The sequence below is a fragment of the Mesorhizobium amorphae genome (genome assembly GCF_014843845.1).
Taxonomy (GTDB): Bacteria; Pseudomonadota; Alphaproteobacteria; order Rhizobiales; family Rhizobiaceae; genus Mesorhizobium; species Mesorhizobium amorphae_A.
In genome coordinates this window covers 168880-194646 of sequence record NZ_JHQS01000008.1, presented here as the reverse complement: position 1 = coordinate 194646, position 25767 = coordinate 168880, and the positions used below count along the sequence as shown (strand labels likewise).

Annotated in this window: 27 protein-coding genes and 1 pseudogene; 16 read left to right on the top strand and 12 right to left on the bottom strand. The window is 63.6% G+C overall.

Annotated features, from left to right (window positions below; translation table 11 throughout):
* Nucleotides 1–7: 7 nt before the first annotated feature.
* From truA to def, 4 genes are read right to left on the bottom strand one after another with little or no spacing between them, the layout of a single operon-like run.
* A complete protein-coding gene (gene truA / locus DH08_RS05010; RefSeq protein WP_192178181.1) occupies nucleotides 8–775 on the bottom strand; it encodes a tRNA pseudouridine(38-40) synthase TruA in 768 nt (255 codons plus the stop codon).
* Between the two features lie 20 nt (nucleotides 776–795).
* Nucleotides 796–1302 (bottom strand): GNAT family N-acetyltransferase, encoded by a 507-nt coding sequence (locus DH08_RS05005; protein WP_006200618.1) that lies wholly within the window; start codon nucleotides 1300–1302, stop codon nucleotides 796–798.
* Nucleotides 1299–2234 carry a methionyl-tRNA formyltransferase gene (gene fmt / locus DH08_RS05000; protein WP_192178180.1) on the bottom strand — a complete coding sequence of 312 codons (936 nt, stop codon included), beginning with the start codon at nucleotides 2232–2234 and terminating at the stop codon, nucleotides 1299–1301. Before fmt ends, DH08_RS05005 begins: the two co-directional genes overlap by 4 nt.
* Nucleotides 2235–2238: 4 nt before the next feature.
* The gene (def, locus tag DH08_RS04995) at nucleotides 2239–2769 is read right to left on the bottom strand and encodes a peptide deformylase (protein ID WP_192178179.1); all 531 of its coding nucleotides are present in this window, start codon (nucleotides 2767–2769) and stop codon (nucleotides 2239–2241) included.
* Nucleotides 2770–2872: 103 nt separating this feature from the next.
* Here def and DH08_RS04990 point away from each other — a divergent pair, with 103 nt between their 5' ends.
* Entirely contained in the window at nucleotides 2873–4126 is a 1254-nt protein-coding gene (locus DH08_RS04990; RefSeq protein WP_192178178.1) for a DNA recombination protein RmuC, read from the top strand.
* Between the two features lie 16 nt (nucleotides 4127–4142).
* Here DH08_RS04990 and DH08_RS04985 read toward each other — a convergent pair whose 3' ends face one another.
* From DH08_RS04985 to DH08_RS04975, 3 genes are all read right to left on the bottom strand, one after another.
* Nucleotides 4143–4547, bottom strand: coding sequence for a GFA family protein (locus DH08_RS04985; protein WP_192178177.1), 405 nt, complete (start codon nucleotides 4545–4547; stop codon nucleotides 4143–4145).
* A 35-nt stretch (nucleotides 4548–4582) separates the two neighbouring features.
* Nucleotides 4583–5542: a cation diffusion facilitator family transporter gene (locus DH08_RS04980; RefSeq protein WP_192178176.1), complete on the bottom strand. Its 960-nt coding sequence runs from the start codon at nucleotides 5540–5542 to the stop codon at nucleotides 4583–4585.
* Between the two features lie 119 nt (nucleotides 5543–5661).
* Nucleotides 5662–6471 carry a transglutaminase-like domain-containing protein gene (locus DH08_RS04975; RefSeq protein ID WP_192178175.1) on the bottom strand — a complete coding sequence of 270 codons (810 nt, stop codon included), beginning with the start codon at nucleotides 6469–6471 and terminating at the stop codon, nucleotides 5662–5664.
* 212 nt (nucleotides 6472–6683) lie between these two features.
* Between DH08_RS04975 and DH08_RS36795 the strand changes: the two genes are divergently transcribed.
* Both DH08_RS36795 and sugE read left to right on the top strand, forming a co-directional pair.
* Nucleotides 6684–6809 (top strand): hypothetical protein, encoded by a 126-nt coding sequence (locus tag DH08_RS36795; RefSeq protein WP_006200611.1) that lies wholly within the window; start codon nucleotides 6684–6686, stop codon nucleotides 6807–6809.
* A gap of 249 nt (nucleotides 6810–7058) precedes the next feature.
* Entirely contained in the window at nucleotides 7059–7373 is a 315-nt protein-coding gene (sugE, locus tag DH08_RS04970) for a quaternary ammonium compound efflux SMR transporter SugE (RefSeq protein WP_192178174.1), read from the top strand.
* A 108-nt stretch (nucleotides 7374–7481) separates the two neighbouring features.
* Here the strand turns inward: sugE and DH08_RS04965 are convergent, their stop codons facing one another.
* On the bottom strand, nucleotides 7482–7910 hold the full coding sequence (locus tag DH08_RS04965; protein ID WP_192178173.1) for a DUF6481 family protein: 429 nt from the start codon (nucleotides 7908–7910) through the stop codon (nucleotides 7482–7484).
* A 222-nt stretch (nucleotides 7911–8132) separates the two neighbouring features.
* Between DH08_RS04965 and DH08_RS04960 the strand changes: the two genes are divergently transcribed.
* Nucleotides 8133–9194, top strand: a complete 1062-nt coding sequence (locus DH08_RS04960; protein WP_192178172.1) for an LLM class flavin-dependent oxidoreductase — start codon at nucleotides 8133–8135, stop codon at nucleotides 9192–9194.
* Between the two features lie 31 nt (nucleotides 9195–9225).
* On the opposite strand, the gene DH08_RS04955 is transcribed toward DH08_RS04960, so the two are convergent.
* Both DH08_RS04955 and DH08_RS04950 read right to left on the bottom strand, forming a co-directional pair.
* The gene (locus DH08_RS04955) at nucleotides 9226–10071 is read right to left on the bottom strand and encodes a helix-turn-helix domain-containing protein (protein WP_192178215.1); all 846 of its coding nucleotides are present in this window, start codon (nucleotides 10069–10071) and stop codon (nucleotides 9226–9228) included.
* Nucleotides 10072–10164: 93 nt separating this feature from the next.
* Nucleotides 10165–10731: a carboxymuconolactone decarboxylase family protein gene (locus DH08_RS04950; RefSeq protein WP_192178171.1), complete on the bottom strand. Its 567-nt coding sequence runs from the start codon at nucleotides 10729–10731 to the stop codon at nucleotides 10165–10167.
* A 381-nt stretch (nucleotides 10732–11112) separates the two neighbouring features.
* On the opposite strand from DH08_RS04950, the gene DH08_RS04945 reads away from it, so the two are divergent.
* The 10 genes and pseudogenes from DH08_RS04945 to DH08_RS04900 all read left to right on the top strand — a co-directional run bounded on the left by DH08_RS04945 (nucleotide 11113) and on the right by DH08_RS04900 (nucleotide 21040).
* Nucleotides 11113–12282, top strand: a complete 1170-nt coding sequence (locus tag DH08_RS04945; protein WP_192178170.1) for an AI-2E family transporter — start codon at nucleotides 11113–11115, stop codon at nucleotides 12280–12282.
* Between the two features lie 81 nt (nucleotides 12283–12363).
* Entirely contained in the window at nucleotides 12364–13194 is an 831-nt protein-coding gene (locus tag DH08_RS04940; RefSeq protein ID WP_192178169.1) for an arylamine N-acetyltransferase family protein, read from the top strand.
* Nucleotides 13191–14192, top strand: coding sequence for an LLM class flavin-dependent oxidoreductase (locus DH08_RS04935; RefSeq protein ID WP_192178168.1), 1002 nt, complete (start codon nucleotides 13191–13193; stop codon nucleotides 14190–14192). The genes DH08_RS04940 and DH08_RS04935 overlap by 4 nt, the downstream gene beginning before the upstream one ends.
* Nucleotides 14193–14264: 72 nt before the next feature.
* Nucleotides 14265–15058: pseudogene (locus DH08_RS36785) on the top strand (inositol monophosphatase family protein).
* Nucleotides 15059–15323: 265 nt separating this feature from the next.
* A complete protein-coding gene (gene dnaK, locus DH08_RS04925; RefSeq protein ID WP_120017640.1) occupies nucleotides 15324–17240 on the top strand; it encodes a molecular chaperone DnaK in 1917 nt (638 codons plus the stop codon).
* Between the two features lie 224 nt (nucleotides 17241–17464).
* Nucleotides 17465–18595: a molecular chaperone DnaJ gene (gene dnaJ, locus DH08_RS04920; protein ID WP_192178167.1), complete on the top strand. Its 1131-nt coding sequence runs from the start codon at nucleotides 17465–17467 to the stop codon at nucleotides 18593–18595.
* A gap of 165 nt (nucleotides 18596–18760) precedes the next feature.
* Nucleotides 18761–19366 (top strand): phospholipid N-methyltransferase PmtA, encoded by a 606-nt coding sequence (gene pmtA / locus DH08_RS04915; protein ID WP_192178166.1) that lies wholly within the window; start codon nucleotides 18761–18763, stop codon nucleotides 19364–19366.
* Between the two features lie 45 nt (nucleotides 19367–19411).
* Complete coding sequence (locus DH08_RS04910; protein ID WP_192178165.1) at nucleotides 19412–20008, top strand: NADPH-dependent FMN reductase; 597 nt, start codon at nucleotides 19412–19414, stop codon at nucleotides 20006–20008.
* Between the two features lie 17 nt (nucleotides 20009–20025).
* The gene (pyrF, locus tag DH08_RS04905) at nucleotides 20026–20724 is read left to right on the top strand and encodes an orotidine-5'-phosphate decarboxylase (protein WP_192178214.1); all 699 of its coding nucleotides are present in this window, start codon (nucleotides 20026–20028) and stop codon (nucleotides 20722–20724) included.
* 28 nt (nucleotides 20725–20752) lie between these two features.
* The gene (locus tag DH08_RS04900; protein ID WP_192178164.1) at nucleotides 20753–21040 is read left to right on the top strand and encodes a DUF1330 domain-containing protein; all 288 of its coding nucleotides are present in this window, start codon (nucleotides 20753–20755) and stop codon (nucleotides 21038–21040) included.
* 184 nt (nucleotides 21041–21224) lie between these two features.
* Here DH08_RS04900 and DH08_RS04895 read toward each other — a convergent pair whose 3' ends face one another.
* Nucleotides 21225–21686 carry a DCC1-like thiol-disulfide oxidoreductase family protein gene (locus tag DH08_RS04895; protein ID WP_192178163.1) on the bottom strand — a complete coding sequence of 154 codons (462 nt, stop codon included), beginning with the start codon at nucleotides 21684–21686 and terminating at the stop codon, nucleotides 21225–21227.
* Nucleotides 21687–21865: 179 nt separating this feature from the next.
* Nucleotides 21866–22012 carry a hypothetical protein gene (locus DH08_RS04890; protein ID WP_006200592.1) on the bottom strand — a complete coding sequence of 49 codons (147 nt, stop codon included), beginning with the start codon at nucleotides 22010–22012 and terminating at the stop codon, nucleotides 21866–21868.
* Between the two features lie 352 nt (nucleotides 22013–22364).
* Between DH08_RS04890 and ku the strand changes: the two genes are divergently transcribed.
* Both ku and ligD read left to right on the top strand, forming a co-directional pair.
* Complete coding sequence (ku, locus tag DH08_RS04885) at nucleotides 22365–23231, top strand: non-homologous end joining protein Ku (protein WP_192178162.1); 867 nt, start codon at nucleotides 22365–22367, stop codon at nucleotides 23229–23231.
* Nucleotides 23232–23242: 11 nt separating this feature from the next.
* On the top strand, nucleotides 23243–25765 hold the full coding sequence (gene ligD, locus DH08_RS04880) for a DNA ligase D (RefSeq protein ID WP_192178161.1): 2523 nt from the start codon (nucleotides 23243–23245) through the stop codon (nucleotides 25763–25765).
* Nucleotides 25766–25767 lie beyond the last annotated feature (2 nt).

Sequence of the window (25767 nt, the reverse complement as noted above, 5' to 3'; positions counted from 1 at the left end):
GTCGAGCCTACCGGGCTTCTGCGGACGTCTGCGGATAGTCGACGCCGATCAGGAAAAGCCCGTCGGGCGGCGCCACCTGGCCGCAGGCGGCGCGGTCGTGCGCGTCGAGCGCTGCCTTGAGGTCGGCGGCGCTCCAACTGCCGTCGCCGACGCGCTTGAGCGAGCCGACCATCGAGCGCACCTGGTTGTGCAGGAAGGAACGCGCCGAGGCCCTGACCTCGATCAAATCGCCCTGCCGGCTGACGTCAAGACGATCGAGCGTGCGGACCGGGCTGTCGGCCTGGCACTGCGTCGAGCGGAAGGTGGTGAAATCATGCCGCCCGAGCAGCAGCTTGGCCGCCTCGTGCATGGCGGCGGCGTCGAGCCGCTTCGGCACCCACCAGACCTTGCCCTTTTCCAGCGCCGAGGGCGCGCGCCGGTTGAGGATGCGGTAGAGATAGTGGCGGCCGGTGGCCGAGAAGCGCGCGTCGAAGCCGTCAGGGACGGCCGCTGCCTTGAGAAGGGCTATGCGGGCGCCCGCCATTTGCAGATGGGCGTTGACGGCGTCGCGCACCTTGTCGCCAGGCCACGCCTTGGCGAGGTCGACATGCGCCACCTGGGCGGTCGCATGCACGCCGGCATCGGTGCGGCCGGCGGCACGCAACCTTACCTCTTCGCCGCAGAATCTTTCGATCGCCTGTTCGATCGCCTGCTGCACCGAAGGCTGATCCGCCTGGTGCTGCCAGCCGGCAAATTGGCTGCCGTCATATTCGATGTCGAGGCGAAAACGCGGCATATGCGAAGTGCACTCGCCGCTTAAGCGGCGAGTGCGGTAAAGGCCGAAGCGTAGACGAGCTTGCCGGCTTCAGGCGCATCGCCCCAGGCCAGTGCCTGCAGCGCTTCGCCCTGATACTCGCTTTCGAAGTTTTCGGCGCGGGCGTGGGTGTAGCCGAAGCGGCCGTAATAGGCCGGATCGCCGAGCACCACAGCCAGGCTCTCGCCGGCGTCTTTGAGGCGGATATGCGCCTCGCGGATCAGCGCGCCGCCAATGCCCGAGCCATGGAAGGACGGCTCGACGGCCAGCGGCGCCAGCGCCACCGCCGGGAAGCTCTTGCCGCCGTTGCCCACGAAAAGCCTGGAAAACAGGATGTGGCCGACCACCTGGCCGTCCTCTTCCGCCACCAGCTCGACGACGGCATCGCCGCCGGTGACCAGCGCGTCGACCAGCCCGGCCTCCGCCTGCTGGCCGAATGCATGTTCCTCGACGAGGCGGATCGCCTCGCGATCCCGCGGCGTCGCCGCGCGTATCGACATCATGCTCATGAGAGTTTCGTTCCTTTTTCGATCTTGGCTCCGCGCAAAAACTCCTGCGCGGTGGTGGGCCTTCCGCCCGCCCGTTGAACTTCGACCAACCTGATTGCGCCTGACCCGCAGGCGACCGTCAGCCGGTCATCGAGAATTCCTCCCGACTCGCCGACGCCATCCGTAAGCGTCGAGCGAAGCAGTTTCAGCCGCTCTATGCGGCCGCCAATGTCGACCTCGCACCACGCGCCCGGAAAGGGCGAGAGGCCGCGAATGTGATTGTGGACTTCGCCGGCAGGCCGCGTCCAGTCTACGCGTGTCTCCGATTTATCGATCTTTTTGGCGTAGGTCACCCCCGCCGTCGCCTGTTGGGTAAATGTCAGACAATTTATCCCCAGCCGCGTCAATGCTTCCACGATCAGCGAAGCGCCCATGTCCATCAGCCGGTCATGCAGCTCGCCGGCCGTCATATCGGGTGCGATGGCGCATTTTTCAACCATTGCCACCGGACCGGTATCGAGGCCCTCCTCCATCCGCATCACCATCATGCCGGTTTCGGCGTCGCCGGCCATGATGGCGCGTTGGATGGGAGCAGCACCCCGCCAGCGCGGCAGAAGCGACGCATGGCCGTTGAGGCAGCCGAGCCGGGTTGCCTCCAGAACCGCCTTCGGCAGCAGCAGCCCATAGGCGACGACCACTGCGACATCGGCGCGCAGGGCGGCGAATGCCTGCTGTTCCGCCTCACCCTTCAGCGAGGTCGGCGTCCGCACCTCGATGCCCAGCCGCTCCGCCTCGCGCTGCACCGGCGACGGCGTCAGTTCCAGCCCGCGCCGTCCGGCGGCGCGGGGCGGCTGCGTGTAGACGGCTGCTATTTCGTGACCGGCCTCGGCGATCGCCCGCAGCGTTGGCACGGAAAACTCCGGCGTGCCCATGAAGATGACGCGAAGGGGCATGCCCCTATCCCACCATCTTGCCCGGCGCCTTGTCCCTGGCGAGCTTCTTGAATTTCTTCACCACCATGTCGCGCTTCAGCTTCGAGATGTGGTCGATGAACAGCACGCCGTTGAGGTGGTCGATCTCGTGCTGCAGGCAGGTCGCCATCAGGCCCTCGGCCTGCATCTCCTGCAGCTTGCCGTCGCGGTCGAGGTACTTCACCCGCACCGAGGCCGGGCGCTCGACCTCGGCATAATAGTCCGGGATCGACAGGCAGCCTTCCTCGTAGACCGAGCGCTGGTCGGAACTTTCGAGGATCTCCGGATTGATGAAGACATGCGGCGCCGGCGGCTCGTCTTCCTTGGCAAGGTCGATGACCAGCAGGCGCAGCGGCTCGCCGATCTGAATTGCCGCGAGACCGATGCCGGGCGCGTCATACATGGTGTCCAGCATGTCGCCGGCCAGCTTGCGCAAAGGCGCGTCGACGCGCTCGACCGGGTTGGAAACCTGGCGCAGGACGGGATCGGGAAGAATGATAAGCGGCTTGATCGACATGGCGTCTCACCTAAGACGTCATGCGAAAAGCGTCAACGGGGACAATCCGAGGCCGTTCACGTTTTGATCTGTGCCGGCGGACCGAATCATCTATGCTGGCGGCATGAACGACCTGAGCACCATCCTTTCCGAACCCGTCGTCCGGCTCGGCGCCAGCACGTTCACGCTAGGCCATGCGCTGGCCTTCGGCACAATCCTGTTTGTCGGCTTGTTCCTGGCGCTGGTCGTCGCGCTGTGGCGGTCGGCCAGGGCGCGCGCGGTGGCGGCCGCGGAAGCCGCCGACCACGCCCGCGATGCCGAGGCGCGGATGGCCGGCATTCTGCAGAGCCAGGCCGAGATGCAGGGCCGCATGGGCGCGATCGCCGAAGTGTTCGGCGCGCGGCAGGCCGAACTCACCCAGTCGATCGGCCAGCGGCTTGATGCGATGACCGGGCGTCTTGGCCAGACCATGACCGAGCAGACCAAATCGACGCATGAGAGCCTGGCCAAGCTGCAGGAGCGGCTGGCGGTGATCGATACGGCGCAAGGCAACATCCAGTCGCTCGCCGGCCAGGTGGTGCAGTTACAGGCGATCCTCTCCAACAAGCAGACGCGCGGCGCCTTCGGCCAGTCGCGCATGGAGGCGATCGTCGCCGACGGCCTGCCGCATGGCGCCTACGAATTCCAGGCGACCTTGTCGAACGGCAGCCGGCCCGACTGCCTGGTGAGGATGCCGAACGGCGCGCCTTCACTGGCCGTCGACGCAAAATTCCCGCTGGAGGCATGGAATGCGATCCGCGCCGCCGACGGCACCGACCTGCAGAAAGTCGCCGCACAGGCGTTCCGCCGCGACATCGAAATCCATGTCCGCGATATCGCCGAAAAATACCTGATCCAGGGCGAGACCCAAGACACCGCCTTCATGTTCGTGCCCTCGGAATCGGTGTTCGCCGAGATCCACGAGAATTTCGAGGCGGTGGTGCAGAAGGCGCACCGCGCCCGCGTCATCATCGTCTCGCCGTCGCTCTTGATGCTGTCGATCCAGGTCATCCAGGCGATCCTCAAGGATGCCCGCATGCGCGAGCAGGCGCATCTGATCCAGGGCGAGGTCATCAGGTTGATGGAGGACGTTGCGCGCGTCGACGAGCGGGTGCGCCGGCTGCAGACGCATTTCGGCCAGGCGACGAAGGACATCGACGACATCCTCGTTTCTACATCGAAAGTGACAAAGCGCGGCCAGAAGATCGAGGCGCTGGAGTTCGCCGAAGGCGAAGCCGAGCCACCGCGCCCCAGTGCTGGCAAGGTCGAGGCCGGTGCGCGCGTCGCCGACTCCAAGACCGGCCAGTTGCGGCTGCGAGTGGTCGAGGGCGACGACTGAGCCGCCGGGCCGGCTGCTACTGTTCCTCGACGGTCGTCATGCCTTCAAATTCCGGCAACCAGTGCAATGCCGAGCGGTGCCAAACCTGTTTCCTCGGGACCAGGTCCTCGCGCTGATGCGCCGTGCCGACCCTGATGCCGTAGATCTTCGGGCCATCGCCGACCGATGTCGCATAGAGGTGCGATCCGCACTCGCCGCAAAAGCCCTGGGCACGCTTGGCGCCAGTGGATCCGGTCTTGATATAGACCTTCGGTGTGCCGCTGGTGATCCTGTAGCTGCTTTCCGGTGCCGGAACCGTCACCCGGAATGCCGTGCCGGTTAGTTTCTGGCAGTCCGTGCAATGGCAGATCGAGGTCTTTTCCGGATCGACCTCGGCCTCGTAGGTTATGGCGCCGCAATGGCACCCGCCGTCGATCTTCATCCGCCTTCCTCCTCAAGAGTCCATTTCTACCAAGCCTAGTCCTCGCCCGAGGCTTCGGCCATAGCCTTGCGGCGCCGCTCCCATGTGCCAGCGGTCTGCGGCTTGACGAACAACCGGGTGATCTCCGGCATCTCCTTTTTCAGCCGCGCCTCGAGGCGCTCGACACAGGCCTCGATCTCGGGCGCCGACAGATGATCCTCGAACTCGATGCTCAGGCCGGCGACGATCTCTTCCGGTCCCAGGTGAACGGTCAGAACGCCGTTCGCCCGCTGCACCGCGGGGTCCTGTTGGGCGATGGCCAGCAGCTTCTTCTGCACTTCCGGCGATGCCGTTTCGCCCAGCAGCAGGCCCTTGCTTTCGCGCGCCAGGAAGATGGCGGTGGCGCCGAGGATCATGGCGATGCCGATCGAGGCGGCGCCGTCGAGTTCCGGCATGTCGAGCAGTTCCGCCGCCAATATGCCGGCGAAGGCGACGACCAGGCCGAGAAGTGCCGCGCTGTCCTCGAACAGCACAGTGTAGACGCTCGGATCCTTGCTGAGTTGTACCGCCTTGAGCCAGCCGAGCCCGCCCTTTTGCTTGCGAAATTCCTTCAGCGCCACCCACCACGAACTGCCTTCGAACAGGAACGCCAGGCCAAGCACGATATAATTCACCTTGACGTTGGCGACCGGCTCGGGCGCCATGATGTGCATTACGCCTTCGTAGAACGACACGCCGGCGCCGAGCGCGAAGACGAGAAGTGCGACGATAAAGCTCCAGAAATAGAGCTCGCGGCCGTGACCGAGCGGATGCATGAGGTCGGGCGGTCGGGCGGCGCGATGCATGCCGTAGAGCAGCAGCCCGCCATTGCCTGTGTCGACCAGCGAATGGACGCCCTCCGACAGCATGGCCGAGCTGCCAGTGAAGAAGGCGGCGGCGAATTTGGTCAGCGCGATGGTAAGATTGCCGGCGAGCGCCGCATAGATGACCTTCCTCGACCCGCCATGCGCCGCCATGGTTTTCTACCCTGTCCGATGCTCCCGAGAGCCTAGCGGCCAACCCGCCAAAGCTCCACAGGCATTCACAACGTGCAGACGGTCCAGTCGTTCAGAGGGCAGTTGGGCACCGCGAGCCGCTACTCGACGACCTCGTCGGTCCATACCTTGAAGCCGGCAAGCGTGCCCGGCCCAAAGATATGGGTCAGCGGCACATCGGCGGCGTCGCGGCCGGACGCGATCAGGATGCGGCCGATACGTGGCGCGTTGTTGCGCGGATCGAATGCATGCCAGCGGCCGCCGAGATAGACCTCCATCCAGGCGGCGAAGTCCATGCTCGACCATGGTTTTGGCGTGCCGATGTCGCTGATGTAGCCGGTGCAGTAGCGGGTCGGGATGTTCAGCGCCCGGCAGAAGGCGACCGCGAGATGCGCGAAGTCGCGGCAGACACCGCTTTGTTCGCGATAGGCTTCGGCTGCCGTGCGCGTCGGCCGCGCATTGCCGTAGTTGAAGACGATGTGGTTGTGGACGAAGTCGCAGACCGCCTGGACACGTCGAACGCCGAGCGGCGTGTGGCCGAACAGCCGCCACGCTTCGTCTGCCAGCACATCGCTCTCGCAATAGCGGCTGGGCAGCAGGAACAGCAGCGTGTCCGACGGCAGGTCGCGCACCTCGTGCTGCCAAGCCATCAGGTCGCCCATCTCGAAGGTGCCGGGGTCGCGGATCACCGCGTCGGTGCCGAAGGTGAAGCGCCCGGGCGGGGCGACAAAACGGTTGCACCAATTGCCGAAGCTGTCGCGATAGCTTTCGATCGGCACCGGTGGATTGGAGGTGATGAAATCCGGCCGTTCGAGATCGGATGCCCTGGAATAGTGGACATTGAGCATCGCGATTAAAGGTGTTTCCTGCGGAAAGTCGAAGCTCATCTCGCAGCCGATGTGAATTCGCATTCTCGTCCTGACCGGCCTGCCTGATCGTCATCCGGCGAAAGCCGGATTGATGCTGCAGTGCGGCCAAGACCATCGCATGGTCCTGGGCCGTTGACGAGGAAAATAGAAAATGCGTTGACAGGACCTCAACTGGCGCGCCGAGATGCAACAGGCTCTTGCAGTCGGACCAATCTCTTGTTTCACTTCGGGGCCACCAATTGGAGGAGCGAATCATGGCTAAAGGTGCGATGAAGGCGGGCAAGGAAGCCCGCAAGCCGAAGAAGGATGCGAAGAAGCCCGCCGCAGCCCCGGCGCTCAAGGCGCCACCGGTCAAGGCGATGAGGCTCAAGGAAAAGTAGGCGGCTCGGGGACATTTCTAATCCCGGCCAATCCGTTTCGGCGCAGATTACAAACCGGCGGCATGAACAATGCTGCCGGTGTTTTGTTGATCGGCAGGTGAAGCTTCCTAAATAGAAGCGGCGAGGACGACCTCGCGCTTTCTCCGAAATCCGGCCGGGACGACCCGCCATCAAGTGTTGCTGTGTGCGTGTCGTTATCCCAAACCGCCATTCACTTTTGGGCGGCACGCACCGAATGGAGCGCTCCCGATGTCGTGGATTTTCCTGTTCTTCGCCGGTCTGTTCGAGATCGGTTGGGCGATCGGCCTCAAATACACCGATGGCTTCTCGAAGCCGCTGCCGACAGTCCTCACCGTTGCCTCGATGATCGTCAGCCTGGGCTTGCTCGGCCTGGCGCTGAAGGCGCTGCCGGTCGGCACGGCCTATGCGGTGTGGACTGGCATCGGCACCGTTGGCACGGCGCTGCTCGGCATCTGGCTGCTCGGCGAGCCGGCTACCGCGATCCGGCTCGGCTGCATCGCGCTCATCGTCTGCGGCATCATGGGGTTGAAGCTCGCAGCCTGACGCAGGCAGGCCGCCCGCTCCCATGCCTGACAAATTTTGGGTGCACAAACGCGTTCAGGGCCGCTGCGGGCGGCCCTGGCATTCGATCTGAGTCGATCGCGCCGAAAGCTAGCGGGCGGAGAAGCCCGGAGGCGTCCTGCCGGTGCGCTGCTTGCGTGCCGCGTAGCGTGCGTCGCGCTTGGCCTTGCGTTCGGCTTCGTCGGCAAGCAGACGGGCAATGCGCTCGTTTTCTTCTGCTTCCCGAATCTTCGCCTCGGCCTGTGCTGCCTCTTCAGCAGCGATGCGGGCCGCTTCAGCGGCTGCCTCGCGCTCGGCCTTCTCGATCGCTTCGCGCGCAAGCTTCTCCTGCTTCAGCCTGGCCTTTTCGGCCTCGCGTGTCGCACGTGCCTCGAGGATTGCCTTGCGTTCGGCCTGTCGCGCCAGCACCGCAGGATCATCTGCCGCCGGCTTTGACTTGAAACGCTCCAGAAGCGCCTTCTTTGCCTCGTTTGCGGCATTGCGCCGCTCGAAAATGTCTTTTTCCCTGTAGATAGCCAAGTCCACTTCCCTGAAGTCAATTCGCGACGCTTACATACGCGCGAAAACCGAGAGTTCAAGCGCCAAAACGGTATGCCAGCCATGAAATTCTGGGCTGTTGCAGCCGGGAGACGCTCCTTGCAGCCGAAATCGACATGCACTGTTCACCGTCCGACCCTCTGGCGGTGCCGCCGGCCGATCGCTACCTCTAGCCCGAAAATCAAAACGCTGGGATGACATGCCATGGAACTCGGTCTCTACACTTTTGCCGATGTCAGCCCGGAACCGGGTCCCGGCGCCATCGGACCGCATGAACGTCTGCGCAATCTGATCGAGGAGATCGAGCTGGCCGATCAGGTCGGCCTCGACGTGTTCGGGCTGGGCGAGCATCACCGGCCGGACTATGCCGCCTCGGCACCCGTCGTGGCGCTGGCCGCGGCGGCAGAGCGGACGAAGCGCATCAAACTGACCAGCGCGGTCACCGTTTTGTCCTCCGACGATCCGGTGCGTGTCTTCCAGCAGTTTGCGACGCTCGACCTTCTGTCCGGCGGCCGGGCCGAGATCATGGCCGGGCGCGGCTCGTTCATCGAATCCTTCCCGCTGTTCGGCTACAATCTCGAGGACTATGACGAGCTCTTCGCCGAGAAGCTCGACCTTCTGCTGGCCATCCGAGACAGCGTCAAAGTGACCTGGTCGGGCAATCTGCGGGCGCCGATCAACGGCCGCGGCGTCTATCCGCGTCCCTTCCAGGAAAAACTGCCGATCTGGATCGCGATCGGTGGGACGCCGCAGTCTGCCGCCCGCGCGGGTGCGCTCGGCCTGCCCCTGGCGCTCGCCATCATCGGTGGCGAGCCGGTGCGCTTCGCGCCGCTGTTCGAGGTCTACCGCGAGGCGGCAAGACGCGCCGGGAACGACCCGGCAAGCCTCGCCACCAGCCTCAACGTGCACGGCTTCATTGCCGAGACCACCGAAAAGGCGGCTGATGATTTCTACGGGCCGCAGGCCGAGGTGATGAACCGCATCGGCCGCGAGCGCGGCTGGGGTCCGACCTCGCGGGCGCATTTCGACCAGTCGCGCGGCCCGAACGGCGCGCTGTTCGTCGGCAATCCGGAGCAGGTGGCGGAAAAGATCGTCGCCCAGCACAAGATCTTCGGCAATGACCGCTTCCTGCTGCAGATGGCGATCGGCGCCATGCCGCATGCCAAGATCATGAAGGCGATCGAGTTGTACGGCACCAGGGTGGCGCCGATCGTGCGCAAGGAGACGGCAAATTCGGTGCCAGCGGCCACGGCGCCCGCCGCCTGATCCCAGCGGGCCCGCATTCGCGGGCCTCGTTCTATTGCGCCGTTTCCTGATTCGCACGGGCTATGTCCATCATCGCGGCATGATGGGTCTCGGTCGCCTCGTCCGCCGGGAACAGACACTCGATGCGCAGTTCCTGAGCGGCAACGGTTTGCGGGGTGCCTACCGTGGTGACCATCGAAAAGTAATTCAAGACATGGTCGTGCCTGATGAAACTCAGCGGAATGACCGGCATGAAGCCGATCGGCACGGGGTTCTTCCATTCACTTTTCACGTCCGGATAGGCGAGCAGCGCCGCCAGCAGATCCTTGGTCTTTTCGTCGAGAACGCGGCCGATGGATTCGCGATAGACGCGCTCGAACAGGCTCCGCGCCACATCGTGCCAATTGGCGACGAACGGGCGCATGCCCTCGGGATCGAACATGAGGTGCAACACGTTGCGCGGCCCTTTCCGAGTGGCCATATCGAAGAAGCAGCTGAAGAAGAGCGGCGCGGCTTCGTTGGTCATGAGCACGTTCCAGTATCTGTCCATGACCAACGCTGGAAAGGGTTCATGCTGCCGTAAGATGCGGGTTAAGGCATTGGTGACGCTCTTCATTTCCATGGAGTCCCATGCGCCTTCGGAAAACATCGGCGCGTAGCCTGCGGCGAGCAGCAATGTGTTACGGTCGCGCAAAGGCACATCGAGCGCCCGGGCGAGCGCCATCAAGGTCTCGCGGTTGGGAACGCTGCGTCCACTTTCGATGAAACTGATCTGCCTTTGCGAAATGCCGGTATCGAGGGATAGATCGAGCTGACTGCTGCCGCGCAGATCACGCCAGTGGCGCAAGAGCGTGCCCAGGTCGGGTGTCATGCTGGTTCCGGGATTCGACGGTTTCATAGTCAACTGTCCTTGCACCCCCACGACCCGCGGCCATTGGCCTGCGTCTACTGCTCGACGGCGCATGGCATCAGTCCATGCGCCGTCGGCGGCTCAGGCCGCTATCGCAGACGCGGGAGACCATGCCTGCGCCTGGAAGCGTTCATCGATCGGCGTGCCGGCCATATTCGCGGTGGTTGCCGCCATCGTGGAAACGCCGACGCCGGTTACGACCTCAAGTATCTGGGCCTTCGAGTACCCAGCCGAGATGAACTTGTCGATGTCCGCATCGGTCACGTTTCCCTTGTTCTCGATCAAGGCCTTTGTCAGTGCCGAAAGTGCTGCGTATTTCGGATCCCTCGGCAACCTGCCTGCACGGATCGCGTTGACTTCGCTTTCGGCAATGCCGTCTTCGATGGCGAATGTCGAGTGCGCGGCAACGGTCCAGGGGCATTTGATCGTCACCGCGTTGGTAAGCAGCAGGACCTGCTTCTCGATCTCGTCGAAGCTGCCGCCGTGAAAGCTGCCGAAGATGGCGACGAACCCGTTGAGAAGGACCGGATTGTTCGCCATCGTCGCTATAGCGTTCGGAAGGAAGCCAAATCTTTCTTCCAACGCCTTCAGCGTAGGCTTGGATTTCTCCGGCGCAGTCTCGATTGTCTGAAGGTTGAATCTTTGCATTGTAACGTCCTTTCCAAGGTTGCACACACACCTTCGCGTTGTGCCAAAGCATTGCGATCAATTGGAAATCGCCGTGCACCTTTCGATCCGGTGCTTGCGTCTGGTTTCGCGAAAGTCTGCTCGTGTTAGACCCACCGGCAGCGCCGTCTCAATTACACGCGATGTAATATCGCCATCGACGCGCCGTGGTCGGAGCGAGACCCGAGTCGGCCCAACGCTCAACAGCCTCCTGCTTTCAACCGGGCCTCCGCCGCGGTGGCAGCGCCCGCATAGCCATGGCGAAGTCCGCATCGCGGTCGTTGCCGGCTAACGGAACTTTGGCTTGACGAGGGCGTTTCCGCCGATGAACCGCACCGATTGCGGTGCGCTCGAGGGGAAACGATGAAGGCCGAACCGTCAGCCTCGGGCGCAGGCGCTGCCGAAAGCCCGGATCCGCGCGCCGAAGCCCGCGCGGATGTTCGCCTGATGCGGTCGCTGCTCATCGGCATCTTCATCCTGATGGTCATCTACGCGCTCTATTTCGCGCGTGCCTTCTTCATGCCGGTCATCCTCGCCTTCCTGCTGGCGCTGACCCTGACGCCGATCGTGCGCTTCCTGCGCAAGCACGGCGTGCCCGACGTGTTGTCGGCAACGCTTCTGGTGCTATTGTCGGTCGTCTTCCTCGCCAGCGCCGGCTATCTGTTGAGCGGCCCCGTCATCGACCTCATCAACAACACCTCGTCGATCGGCCAGCAGCTGACGGAACGGTTGGCGCAACTCAAGCGCCCGCTCGAAAGGGTCATGCAGATTGCGCATCAGCTGGAGGGGCTGACCGAGACCTCACAGGAACCGGGCGTGCAAAAGGTAACCTTCGCGCAGTCGGGCATCCTGTCTTCGGCAGCTGGCAACATCCTGTCGGCAGGCACGAGCATCACCATCGTCTTCGTGCTGTCGCTGTTCCTGCTCGCCTCAGGCACGATGTTCTACGAGAAGATCATCCAGTCCTTTACCAGCCTCAGCGAAAAGAAGCGGGCGCTGCGTGTCGTTTACGACGTCGAGCACGAGATCTCGCACTATCTGCTCACCATCGCCGTCATCAACGCCGGACTCGGCACGGTGATCGGCCTCGGCCTGTGGGGGCTCGGCATGCCCAACCCGCAGGTCTGGGGTGCGGCGGCGGCACTGCTCAACTTCCTGCCCTATGTCGGCGCGCTGATCACGCTTTTGCTCGTCACGGTCATCGCATTGATCAGCTTCGACAGCATCTCCTTCGCGCTTCTTGCGCCCGCCTTCGTGTTGCTGTGCGACGTCGTCGAAGGCCAGTTCGTGACGCCGATGGTGGTCGGCCGGCGGCTGGAGATCAATGCCGTGGCGGTCTTCATCGCCATCGCCTTCTGGTCATGGCTGTGGGGATTCGTCGGCGCGTTGATGGCGGTGCCGCTGCTGGTCGTCATCAAGGTGTTCTGCGACCATTTCGACGGTCTCAGCCATGTCGGCAACTTCCTGGCGGCGCAACACAGCGCAGTCGTCGAGGAGGATCCGGCCGAGGAGACCGACAAGGCGCGGGCATAGACGACGGGCAATTGTTTGCCGCCTGTTTGTCGTCTCGGGGTGGAGTGCCTATATCGACCCGGTCAAGCCGGACTTCCTTCCATGACCGACGCTTCCTTCGACATCGACGCCTATTTCGCCCGCATCGGCTACCGTGGCCGGACAGACGCGTCGCTGGAGGCGCTGACGGCTTTGCATCGGCAGCACCCACAAGCGATCGCGTTCGAAAATCTCGACCCGTTCCTGGGCACTCCGGTGAAGCTCGATCTCGCCTCGCTGCAGGACAAGATCTTCACGCGCGGCCGCGGCGGGTATTGCTACGAGCACAATCTGATCTTCATGCATGCGCTGAAGGCGCTCGGCTTCGAGGTCAGCGGCCTTGCCGCGCGGGTGCTGTGGGGCCAGCCCGACGATGCCGTCACCGCGCGCAGCCACATGCTGCTCCGCATAGAGCTCGATGGACTAACTTACATCGCCGATGTCGGCTTCGGCGGGTTGACGCTGACGGCGCCGCTGCTGCTCGAGCCCGGGCTCGAGCAGCAGACCCCGTATGAGACTTTCCGCATCACAGAGGCCTCCGATCATTTCCGCCTGCAGGCCGATATCGGCGGCGGCTGGCACACCATCTACCGTTTCGACATGCAGCAAAGCTACGAGATCGACTACGCGGTCAGCAGCCATTTCCTGTCGACCCATCCGGACTCGCATTTCCTGTCAACGGTGATCGCGGCGCGCGCCTTGCCCGACCGGCGCTATGCGCTGCGCAACAACCGGCTGTCGACGCATCATCTTGGCGGCCGCACCGAGCAAAGAGAAATCGCGACAGCCGCCGAACTCGCCGACGTGCTGGAAAGCCAGCTCGAAATCGTCATCCCCGACCGGGCCACCTTCGAGGCCAAGCTGCGGGACAAGAAAATCGTGGAGATCGCATGACCGCCCTTTCCGTCCTCGACCTGTCGCCGATCGTCGAAGGCAGCAATGCATCGCAGTCGCTGGCCAATTCCCTCGATCTCGCCCGCCACGCCGAGCGTCTCGGCTACAAGCGCTACTGGCTGGCCGAGCACCACAACATGCCGGGCATCGCCAGTGCGGCGACCGCGGTCGTCATCGCCCATGTCGCGGGCGGCACAAAAACGATCCGCGTCGGCGCCGGCGGCATCATGCTGCCCAACCATTCGCCGCTGGTCATCGCCGAGCAGTTCGGCACGCTGGCGGCGCTTTATCCCGGCCGCATCGATCTCGGCCTTGGCCGCGCGCCCGGCACCGACATGGGAACGGCGCGGGCCTTGCGCCGCAATCTGGAGGCCGGCGCCGACAATTTCCCGCAGGATGTCGTCGAGCTGATGGGCTATTTCCTGCCGGCCGAGGAGGGCCAGCGTCTGCGCGCCGTGCCCGGCGAAGGCCAGCAGGTGCCGGTCTGGATCCTCGGCTCCAGCCTCTATGGTGCGCAGCTCGCCGCCATGCTCGGCCTGCCCTATGCGTTCGCCTCGCATTTCGCGCCGGCCGAGCTCGACCATGCGCTGGAGATCTACCGCTCGCGCTTCCAGCCGTCCGACCAGCTCGACAAGCCCTATGTCATGCTCGGCCTCAATGTCTTTGCCGCGCCCTCCGACGCTGAGGCGCGGCTGTTGTTCACCTCGCTGCAGCAGGCCTTCGTCAATCTGCGCACTGGACGGCCGGGCCGGCTGCCACCGCCGGTCGAAGGCTACGAAGCCGGCCTCGACCCGATGGCGAAAACCATGCTTGGCCAGGCGCTGTCCTGCGCCGTCGTCGGTTCGCCGGAAACGGTCGGGCAAGGCATCGACGCCTTCGTGCGCCGCACCGGCGCCGACGAACTGATGGTAACGGCGCAGATTTACGACCATGCGGCGCGGGTGCGCTCATTCGAGATGCTGGCTGACGTCCACAAATCGCTGTCGCAAGCGGCCTGAGGCAGCTCAGCGCTTTTGCTGATAGCGCCCGTCTGCTAAGGGCAAGCATCCTTCCGCTGGATTGAGCATCCCGTGACAAACGACCTTGACGCGCGCATGCGCTTTGCCATCGAGCTGGCGCGACGCGCCGGCGAACTCGGCCTGCGATACTTTCGCGACCTCGAAAACCTGACCATCGAGAGCAAGGGCCATCAGGACCTGGTCTCGGATGGCGATCGCGAGGTGGAGTTGTTCATTCGCGCCGCAATCGCCGCCGACTACCCAAAGGACGGCATTGTCGGCGAGGAACATGAAGCGGTCACCGGTCGACCGGCTATGTCTGGGTGATCGATCCGATCGACGGCACCGCGAACTTCGTGCGCGGCATTCCAGCCTGGGCCGTGGTGATCGCCTGCGCCAGGGATGGCGAGACCGTCGTCGGCGTGATCCATGAACCCGCGACCGGCGAAACATTCCACGGCCACCGCGGCGGCCGCGCCTTCGTCAACGGCCGGCCGATCAAGGCAAGCCAGGCCACGAGCCTGGGCGAAGGTTCGGTTGGAACCGGGCTTTCGAACCGGGCGGCGACCGAACATGTCGCCGTGCTGATCCGGCTGATCATGGCGGAGGGCGGTGTCTTCTTCCGCAACGCCTCGGGCGCCCTGATGCTCGCCTATGCCGCCTCCGGCCGGCTGCTCGGCTATGTCGAGGAGCATATGAACGCCTGGGATTGTCTGGCCGGCATGCTGCTGGTGGAGGAAGCCGGCGGTACGGTTCTCAGGCCCGACCCGACGACTGTGCTGCGGGATGGGACGCTGGTGATTGCATCCGGGTCTGCAATCTACCCCAAGTTGCAATCTCTCTGTTCCGAGGCGTTCAAGTCCTGATCCGGCTGTAAATGTTTTTTGATTTTGCGCGTCGCGTCCGGTGTGCATCGCAGGCGGCGACAATTGGTCCGCTGCCTGCCCACCGGTATGATGGTGGAAGCCTTGCGCAGAATGCTTGCGCGCCGTGCAGCCTGTTCTTATATACGCGCCAAGCCGTTCGGCGCCGGAACGCCGGTAGCCGGAACGGAATTTCTTGTGAACAGGGGCTTTCGTCGGAACGCCTTCACGGGTCCTGAGAGCCTGCTTAGCGGAGAGAACCAGAACAATGGCAAAAGTAATCGGTATCGATCTTGGAACGACCAATTCCTGTATCGCCATCATGGATGGCAAGGAGCCGAAGGTCATCGAGAATGCGGAAGGCGCGCGCACGACCCCTTCCATCGTCGCCATCAGCGGCGACGGCGAGCGCCTCGTCGGCCAGCCGGCCAAGCGCCAGGCGGTCACCAATCCTGAAAACACCATCTTCGCGGTCAAGCGCCTGATCGGCCGCCGCTATGACGATCCGGTGACGGAGAAGGACAAGAAGCTTGTCCCCTACAAGATCGTCAAGGGCGACAATGGCGATGCCTGGGTCGAGGCCGGCGGCAAGAAGCAGTCGCCCTCGCAGATCTCGGCCATGATCCTGCAGAAGATGAAGGAAACGGCGGAAGCCTATCTCGGCGAGAAGGTCGAGAAGGCGGTCATCACCGTTCCGGCCTATTTCAACGATGCCCAGCGCCAGGCGACCAAGGACGCCGGCAAGATCGCCGGCCTCGAAGTGCTGCGCATCATCAACGAGCCGACCGCGGCCGCCCTTGCCTACGGTCTCGACAAGAAGGAAGGCAAGACCATCGCCGTCTATGACCTTGGCGGCGGCACCTTCGACATTTCGGTGCTCGAGATCGGCGACGGCGTGTTCGAGGTGAAGTCGACCAATGGCGACACCTTCCTCGGCGGCGAGGACTTCGACATGCGCCTGGTCGAGTACCTGGCAACCGAGTTCAAGAAGGAACAGGGCATCGACCTGAAGAACGACAAGCTCGCTTTGCAGCGCCTCAAGGAGGCGGCCGAGAAGGCCAAGATCGAGCTGTCGTCGACGACCCAGACCGAGATCAACCTGCCCTTCATCACCGCCGATGCGACCGGACCGAAGCACCTGACGCTGAAGCTGACCAGGGCAAAGTTCGAAAGCCTGGTCGAGGATCTCGTCCAGCGCACGATCGACCCCTGCAAGGCGGCGCTCAAGGATGCCGGCCTGAAGGCCGGTGAGATCGACGAGGTTGTCCTGGTCGGCGGCATGACCCGCATGCCCAAGATCCAGGAGATCGTGAAGCAGTTCTTCGGCAAGGAGCCGCACAAGGGCGTCAACCCGGATGAGGTCGTGGCCCTTGGCGCCGCCATCCAGGCCGGCGTGCTGCAGGGCGACGTCAAGGACGTGCTCTTGCTCGACGTGACGCCGCTTTCGCTCGGCATCGAGACGCTGGGCGGCGTGTTCACCCGCCTGATCGAGCGCAACACGACGATCCCGACCAAGAAGAGCCAGGTGTTCTCTACCGCCGAGGATTCGCAGTCGGCGGTGACCATCCGCGTCTTCCAGGGTGAGCGCGAAATGGCGGCCGACAACAAGATGCTCGGCCAGTTCGATCTCGTCGGCATTCCGCCGGCACCGCGCGGCGTGCCGCAGATCGAGGTCACCTTCGACATCGACGCCAACGGCATCGTCAACGTCTCGGCCAAGGACAAGGGCACCGGCAAGGAGCACCAGATCCGCATCCAGGCGTCGGGCGGCCTTTCGGACGCCGACATCGAGAAGATGGTGAAGGACGCCGAGGCCAATGCCGAGAGCGACAAGAAGCGGCGCGCGCTGGTCGAGGCCCGCAACCAGGCCGAAGCACTGGTGCATTCGTCGGAGAAGTCGCTGAAGGAATATGGCGACAAGGTCTCGGAGACCGACCGCACGGCGATTGCCGATGCGATCGCGGCGCTGAAGACGGCGGCCGAAGGCGACGACGCGGCCGAGATCGAGGCCAAGTCGCAGGCGCTTGCCGAAGTCTCGATGAAGCTCGGACAGGCCATGTACGAGGCTTCGCAGAAGGAAGCCGCGGAGGCCGACGCCAAGGCGGACGCCGCCAAGGATTCGGATGTGGTCGACGCCGATTTCGAGGAAATCGACGAGGACGACGACAAGAAGAAGTCGGCCTGAGCCGTCCGACGGCAGATAAAGCGAAAAAGCCCGGCGCAAGGCCGGGCTTTTTTGCAACCCAAGTTGAAAAAGTGCGGGCTTCGCCGAAAAAGTGACGGAAAAACACGGGCTGCCCCCAAGTCGGCACTGGCATCCGGGCAGCATCGCTCCTAAATCGAAGCAACATGCCGGCAAACGACGCAAAGTATGCATCAAGACGTTGAGCATCCGGACAGCGGGAAAAGATGAAAGCTGATTTCTACGAAACGCTGGGCGTACAAAAGGGCGCCGACGAGAAGGAGCTCAAGAGCGCTTTCCGCAAGCTCGCCATGCAGTTCCATCCCGATCGCAATCCAGGCGATCATGCCTGCGAGCACAAGTTCAAGGAAATCAACGAAGCCTACGAAACGCTGAAGGACCCGCAGAAGCGCGCGGCCTATGACCGTTTCGGCCACGCCGCCTTCGAGCAGGGCGGCATGAATGGCGCCGCGCAGGGCTTTGGCGCCGGCGGTTTCGCCGACATTTTCGAGGACATTTTCGGCGACATGATGGGCGGGCGCCAGCGCCGCTCCTCGGGCGGCCGCGAACGCGGCGCCGATCTGCGCTACAATATGGAAATCTCGCTGGAAGAGGCCTTTTCCGGCAAGACCGCGCAGATCCGCGTGCCGGCCTCCATGTCCTGCGCGGAATGCTCGGGCAGCGGCGCCAAGCCCGGTACCCAGCCTGTCACCTGCGCCATGTGCAACGGCCACGGCAAGGTACGGGCCACGCAAGGCTTCTTCTCGATCGAGCGCACCTGCCCGCAATGCCAGGGCCGCGGCCAGACGATCAAGGACCCATGCCCGAAATGCGCCGGACAGGGCCGCGTCACCGAGGAGCGCTCGCTGTCGGTCAACATCCCGGCCGGCATCGAGGACGGCACCCGCATCCGGCTTGCCAATGAGGGCGAAGCCGGCCTGCGCGGCGGCCCGTCGGGCGATCTCTATATCTTCCTGGCGGTCAAGCCGCATGAATTCTTCCAGCGCGACGGCGCCGATCTCTACTGCAAGGTGCCGATCTCGATGATGACGGCAGCGCTTGGCGGCTCGTTCGAGGTGACGACGCTGGACGGCAGCCAGACCAAGGTGAAGGTGCCGGAAGGCACCCAGAACGGCCGCCAGTTCCGGCTCAAGGGCAAGGGCATGCCGGTGTTGCGCCAGCCCAATGTCGGCGATCTCTACATCCAGACCGCGGTCGAGACGCCGCAGAACCTGTCGCGCCGCCAGCGCGAGCTGCTGGAGGAATTCGAGCAGCTGTCTTCACAGGACAATTCGCCCCAGTCGAGCGGCTTTTTCGCCCGCATGAAAGACTTCTTCGAGTCCTTCGGCGATCGCTGATGCCCTTAGCTTCATTGTCGCTGTCCCAAAACCGCTACACACTTTTGGGCGACATGCACCGCGACGCTTCCCAAGCGTCATCAACACCTTATACCGGCTCGAGCCTTGTCTTGAACCCCGTAGCTGCTAAGTAGCGTTTCGGGGGAGCCGTTGAGGAGAGCTCGCATGGCACGTGGACCCGGATTGCGCAAGTCGCTGGCGGAGAAGTTCGACGACGAGCTGAAATTCTTCAAGGGCTGGATCGACAAGCCGAAAGCGGTCGGCTCCATCGTGCCGACCAGCTCCATCACCGCCCGCAAGATGGCGTCCATCGTCAACCCGAAATCCGGACTGCCGGTGCTCGAAGTCGGCCCCGGCACCGGCGTTATCACCCGCGCCATCCTGGCGCTCGGCGTGAAACCCGAAAATCTCTATGCGGTCGAATATTCGACCGATTTCGTGCGCCATCTGCGCCAGCTCTATCCAGGCGTCAACGTCATCGAGGGCGACGCCTTCAATCTCAACGCGACGCTCGGCGACAAGCGCGACATGGTGTTCGATTCGGTCGTCTCCGGCGTGCCGCTGCTCAACTTCCCGGTCGCGCAGCGCATCGCCTATATCGAAAGCCTGCTCGACCGCATCCCGGCAGGCAGGCCGATCGTGCAGCTGACCTACGGGCCGCTGTCGCCGATCCCGCCCGGCCGCGGCGACTATACGGTCAAGCATTTCGACTTCATCATCCGCAACATCCCGCCGACACAGCTCTGGACCTACCGGCGCGAGGCACATTGATTTGAACTGCATCTGGCCTATACCTGCCCATGACAGGGGTGGCCAATGCCGATAGTTCCGAAAATCCTCGTCTTCGCCGGCTCGGTCAGGTCAGGCGCCTTCAGCGGCAGGACCGCCGATGTGGCGCAGAAGGAGCTTGCCATGCAGGGCGCCGAGGTGACCCGCATCTCGCTCGGCGATTATCCGCTGCCGATCATGGATGAGGACCTGGAGAAGGAAAAGGGCGTCCCTGAAAACGCCATGAAGCTCGGCCGGCTGATCGCCGCGCATGACGGGCTGCTGATCGCCACACCGGAATACAATGGTTCGCTGCCGCCGCTGCTCAAGAACAGCATCGACTGGGTGAGCCGGATACGCAGGGATGGTGGCCGCTCGTTCCGGCCTTTCCCCGGCAAGCCGGCTGGCCTGTGTTCCTCCTCCGACGGCAAGTTCGCCGGCATACGCTGCATCAACCATCTGCGCGCCGTGCTGGTGCGCTGTCAGATGGAGGTGGTAACAGCGGAATGCTCGGTGTCGGGCGCCAGCGAGGCCTTCGGCGACGATGGACATTTCAGGGATGAGAGACTACGCCAATCGATGGAGCGCCTATGCCGCACACTGATCGAAACCTCGCGCATGCTGTCCACCCGGATCGAGGCGTGACCGACGCCGAGGACGCCATGCACGCCGAGACGATGCGAGACAGGCTGATCGTCGGCCTCGACCTGCCGACGCTGCGCGAGGCCGAGCAGGCAGTGCGCGAGCTCGACGGCATCGTCTCCTTCTACAAGATCGGTTACCAGCTCGCCTTCGCCGGCGGGCTCGATTTCGCCCGCGAGCTCGCCAGCGGGGGAACGAAGATCTTCCTCGACATGAAGCTGCTCGACATCGACAACACGGTGGCCAAGGGCGTCGAGAACATCGTCAAGATGGGCATGACCATGCTGACCATCCATGCCTATCCCAAGGCGATGCGGGCGGCCGTGGAAGCCGCCAGGGGCAGCGAGCTTTGCCTGCTCGCGGTCAGCGTGCTGACCTCGATGGACGAACAGGACGTGATCGACGCCGGCTATGAATACGACCCGCACACTCTGGTGCTGCGGCGCTCCGAACAGGCGCTGCATGCCGGCATGGGCGGTGTCGTCTGTTCCGCCGAGGAGGCGGAGGCGGTGCGCCGGATCGTCGGCCCCGGCATGGCCGTGGTGACGCCGGGCATACGGCCGAAGGGCAGCGACCATGGCGACCAGAAGCGCGTCGTGATGCCGGCGCAGGCGATCCGCAACGGCTCCAGCCACCTCGTCGTCGGGCGGCCGATCGTCGGCGCCGCCGACAGGCGAGCGGCCGCAGCAGCGATCCTCGACGAAATGCGCTCGGCGTAAGACACAAGACCAATTCCGGAGAAGACGAATGCCTAAAGGATACTGGGTCGCCCGCGTCGATGTGCGTGACGCAGAGGGCTACAAGGATTATGTCGCCGCCGCCAAACCGGCCTTCGAGCGGTTCGGCGCGACGTTCCTGGCGCGTGGCGGCGAGCATGAAAAGGCCGAAGGCCCCGGTCGCGCCCGCAACGTGATCATCGAGTTTCCGTCACTTGCCGCGGCACACGATTGCTACCACTCGCCGGAATATCAGCGTGCTGTTACGATCCGGCAGAAGGTGGCGGACGGCGAGATCGTGCTGGTCGAAGGCATCTGAGATCCATCGAGAGGCGACAGCCGCGATTGCGAACAATAGCCGCCGATGATGGCGGCCGGCCCTGAGCGGTTCAACGTTTGATAGATGAGCGGTTCAACGTTTGATAGAATTGTTGAGCCGCTCTAACCCTTTGTTTTTACGCAATTCCAGACGGGAACCGCTACGCACTTTTCCTGCAATTGCTCTAGCCAATCAGCCGCTCCCGCATCTCCGCTGACGGGATCTCGCAGCTGTCCCTTCTGCCGAACAGGGCGTAGCGGTTCTTGGCGATGCGATCGTAGAGCCAGTCGCGCAGCGGGCGTGGCAAAAGCAGCAGGAGCTTGGCCGCCCGCCACGGCCAGCCCAGTTCGGCCATCACGGCGACGAAACTGTCGAGTCGGGTGAAGGCGGCGCCGTCAATGAGGGCCAGATTGGTCTCGTAGCTGTCGGTCGGCAGTCCATATTTTTGAAACAGCGCCTCGCCAAACGGCGACTGCGCGGTAGCAAAGCGGAAGCGCTGCTTGCGGTCGAGGCGAATCACCATCCGGACAAAACCCGAGCAGAACACGCAGACGCCATCGAAGACGATCAGCGGATGGGATGCGTCGAAGGATTCAGGAAGAGGGGCAGGTTCAGGAAGGGAGGTTGGCTTGATGACGTCGGTCACGATTGCCTCGGCTGCTCATGTCCTTGGACACTAAGCCAGCCGATGGCTGCATCAAAGCCCTGCCGTTGTCGCACGCCGTCTGTCGGCCAGCGCGGGGCGCTCGGCGCGGTAGGTAGTTGCGCGATGATTGTCGGCCGGTTTGCAGATCCGGCTGTCATGACGGCTTTCGACGGTCATGATCAGTGCGCGCTGATGCCCAGCGAATTGCCGCGGCGGGCGCAGGCCGGGCCCGGGCCGCGCATGTAATAGCGCTCCGGCCGATAGGTCGGCGCGACGAACTCGCGGAGGGCGACGGCGTAGCCGGCGATGTGATTCCAGAACTTCATTTTCCCTGTCCCTGTCCCGATTTCGGATGTCCCTTCCGAATTGCCTGGGATGATAGCGTCGAGGCGTGAATAGTCGGTGAACGTGATGTTAATTTCTGGTCCGAAACGCCCTGGTTCGTGGCCGGAATGCGGCTGATTCGGGGTGTTTCCGTGCAGTCTGTCGCCATTTCGGCTTGTGTGACTTTTGCATCACATATGTTTCGTATGGATGTCGCTTGGGCGCGGTTCTGTTTCAACGCTTGGGCCCCAGACGAAATTTCCGTGCGCGCGCCAACAAGCGTTCGGGCTTGTGCCGGAACCTGAACGCGCCCTGCCCGTTCTCGGTTGAACCGCATTGAACAGGAAACTCGTCATGGCGCCGCGTCCCGCCTGGAAGGGCTATCTCAAGCTGTCATTGGTCACCTGCGCCATCGAACTGACCAATGTCGTGACCCATACCGAAAAGGTCTCGTTCCGCATCCTCAACCGCAAGACAGGCAATACGGTGAAACGTATCTATGTCGATGCCGAAACCGGCAAGCCGTTGGAAGAAGGCGACGAGATCAAGGGCTATGAGGTCGATGACGACGAGTTCGTCCATATCGAGGAAGATGAGATCGAGGCGGTGCAGATCGAGACCTCGCACACGATGAGCCTCGACGGCTTCGTCGACAAAGCCTCGATCCAGCAGATCTATCTCGACACGCCCTATTATGTTTCGCCGGCCGACAAGGTGTCGGAGGAAGCTTTTGCCGTCATCCGCGACGCCATGTCGGGCAAGAAAATGGCTGGGCTCGCCCGCATCGTGCTCTACCAGCGGGAACGGCCGGTGGTAATCGAGCCGTTGGGCAAGGGCATGGTGCTGACCACGCTGCGTTACGACAACACGGTGCGGCAGCCGGACACCGTCTTCGGCGACATCAAGGCGGTGAAGACCGACGACGAGATGACCGATCTGGCCGAGCTCATCATCGACAAGAAGAAAGCAAAGTTCGATCCCTCGAAATTCGACGACAAATACGAGGATGCGCTGCTCGAACTGATCCGCGCCAAGAAGGCCGGCAGGAAGGCGCCGAAGCCAAAGGCGGCGCCCAAGCCCTCCAATGTCGTCAACCTTTTCGATGCGCTGAAGAAGAGCCTCTCGGCGGACCGCGGCGCGGGAAAGGGGAAAAATCCGGCGAAGCGTTCGGCGAAAACTGCCAGGCCGAAGGCTGCCGACGGCAGGCGTAAATCGGCTTAGGAGGCCAACCCATGGCCGGCCTCGAACAATACCACGCCAAGCGCGACTTCCAGAAAACCACCGAGCCGGCGGGCAAGGTCTCGCGAGCCGGGAAAAAGGCCGGCGGCATCTTCGTCATCCACAAACATGCGGCGACCCGGCTGCACTACGACCTGCGCCTCGAACATGACGGCGTGTTGTGGAGCTGGGCGGTGACGCGTGGTCCGAGCCTCGACCCGCACGAGAAACGGCTGGCCGTGCATGTCGAGGACCATCCGATCGACTATGCGCCGTTCGAAGGCACCATTCCCAAGGGCGAGTATGGCGGCGGCTCCGTCATCGTCTGGGATGAAGGCACATGGGTGCCCGAGATGGATCCGGCCAAGGCGATGAAGAAGGGCCATATCGGCTTCGAGCTGGAGGGCCACAAATTGCATGGCCGCTGGCATCTCGTCAGGCTGAAGCCTCGCTCCGGCGAAAAGCGCGACAACTGGCTGCTGATCAAGTCCGACGATGCCGCCGCGCGCCCCGGCGAGGATATTCTGGACGACGAACCGAAATCGGTGAAGTCGGGCCTGACGGTCGAGGAGGTGGGCGCAGGCAAGACGGCGAAAGGAAAGAAGGCCGAGGTCTGGCATTCCAACAGGCCGGTCGCCGGCAGGGCGAAAGCCGGTCACGCCAAGCGCCTCGGCTTCATCGAACCGAGTCTCGCCACCCTGCAGAAGGACGCGCCTTCCGGTGAGGAATGGCTGCATGAAGTGAAGTTCGACGGCTATCGCATGCAGGCCCAGCTTGCCGGCAGCGAGGTCAGGCTGCTGACCCGCGCCGGTCTCGACTGGACCGGGAAATTCGACGGCCCAGTCATCGCCGCGCTTGCCAGCCTGAAGTGCCGGGACGCCATCATCGATGGCGAGGTCGTCGTGCTCGCCGACAGCGGCGTCTCGTCTTTCGCCCTGCTGCAGGCGGACCTGTCGGCCCGCCGGGCGGATCGTTTCGTCTACTATGCCTTCGACCTGATGCGGCTCAACGGCCAGGATCTGCGCAGCGAGCCGCTGGTCGAACGCAAGCAGGCCTTGGCTGAACTGGTCGGCGATCAGTCCGAGCAGCCGGCGCTGCGCTTCAGTGACCATTTCGCCGAACCGGGCAAGGTCATGCTGCAGCATGTCTGCCGGATGGGCCTGGAAGGCGTCGTTTCGAAACGCGCCGATGCGCCTTACCGCAGCGGCCGCGGTCTGACCTGGGTGAAGTCGAAATGCACGCTGCGCCAGGAATTCGTCATCGGCGGCTATCTGCCATCCGACAAGACCGGACGTGGCCTGCGCTCGCTGCTGGTTGGTTATCACGAAGGCGGCAAACTGCACTACGCCGGCCGCGTCGGCACCGGTTTCTCCGGCAAGGTGGCCGCGGATCTGAAGAAGCGGCTCGACGGCCTCAAGGCAAAAACCTCGCCTTTCTCCGCCGCCGTGCCGAAAGGCAAGGGGCTGGTCTGGGTCGAGCCCAAACTCGTCGGCGAAGTGGAGTTCCGCAGTTGGACATCCGACCGTATAATCCGCCACGCCTCGTTCCAGGGATTGCGTGAGGACAAGCCGGCGGAGGAAGTCGTGCAGGAAAAGCCGAAGCAAGCCACCGGCAAGACCGGGAGCAACTCGAAGGTGGATGGCGCCAAGGTAGCACCGAGGGCCGCGTCGGCCGGAACCGCGAAGACCTCGGTGAAGCTTTCGCACCCGGACAAGCTGCTGTGGCCCGACGAGAAGGTTTCCAAGCAGGGTCTGCTCGATCACTACGCGCTGGTCTGGCCGCGCATGGAACAATTCGTCGTCAGCCGGCCGCTCAGCCTGGTGCGGGCGCCGGACGGCATTGGTGGCCAGCGCTTCTTCCAGAAGCACGCTTCGGCCGGCATGCACGACAAGATCTTGAGGATGAAGGATCCGACGGACGGCGAGGAGATATTGTTCATCCGGGATTTCGACGGCCTCGCCGCGCTGGTCCAGTACGGCGTGGTCGAGACCCATATCTGGGGCTGCACGGTTGACGAACTGGAAAAGCCCGACCAGATCGTCTTCGATCTCGATCCGGATGAGGGCGTCGACGTCAAGGCGGTGCGTGCGGCGGCCCTCGACATCCGCGCCCGGCTAGACGACCTGTCGCTGCCCAACCTCGTCAAGACTTCGGGCGGCAAGGGTTATCATGTCGTCGTGCCGCTGAAACCGTCGGCGGATTGGGAGGAGGCAAAGACCTTCGCCCATGATTTCGCCCGTGCGCTGGAACAGGCGGCTCCCGACCGCTACACCGCGACGCTGTCGAAGAAGGCGCGCACGGGGAAAATCTTCGTCGACTATCTGCGCAACGGCCGCGGCTCGACCACGGTGGCGCCCTATTCGTCGCGGGCCAAGAAGGGAGCGACGGTGTCGATGCCGGTGACCTGGCCGGAGATCGAGGCCGGGCTGGCGCCGAACGCTTTTGCGATCGGCGACAAGGCGACGGCAAAGCAATTGTCGAAGGCCGATCCGTGGAAGGATTTCTTCAAGCTGGGTAAGCCACTCAAGCGCGGCTAGCC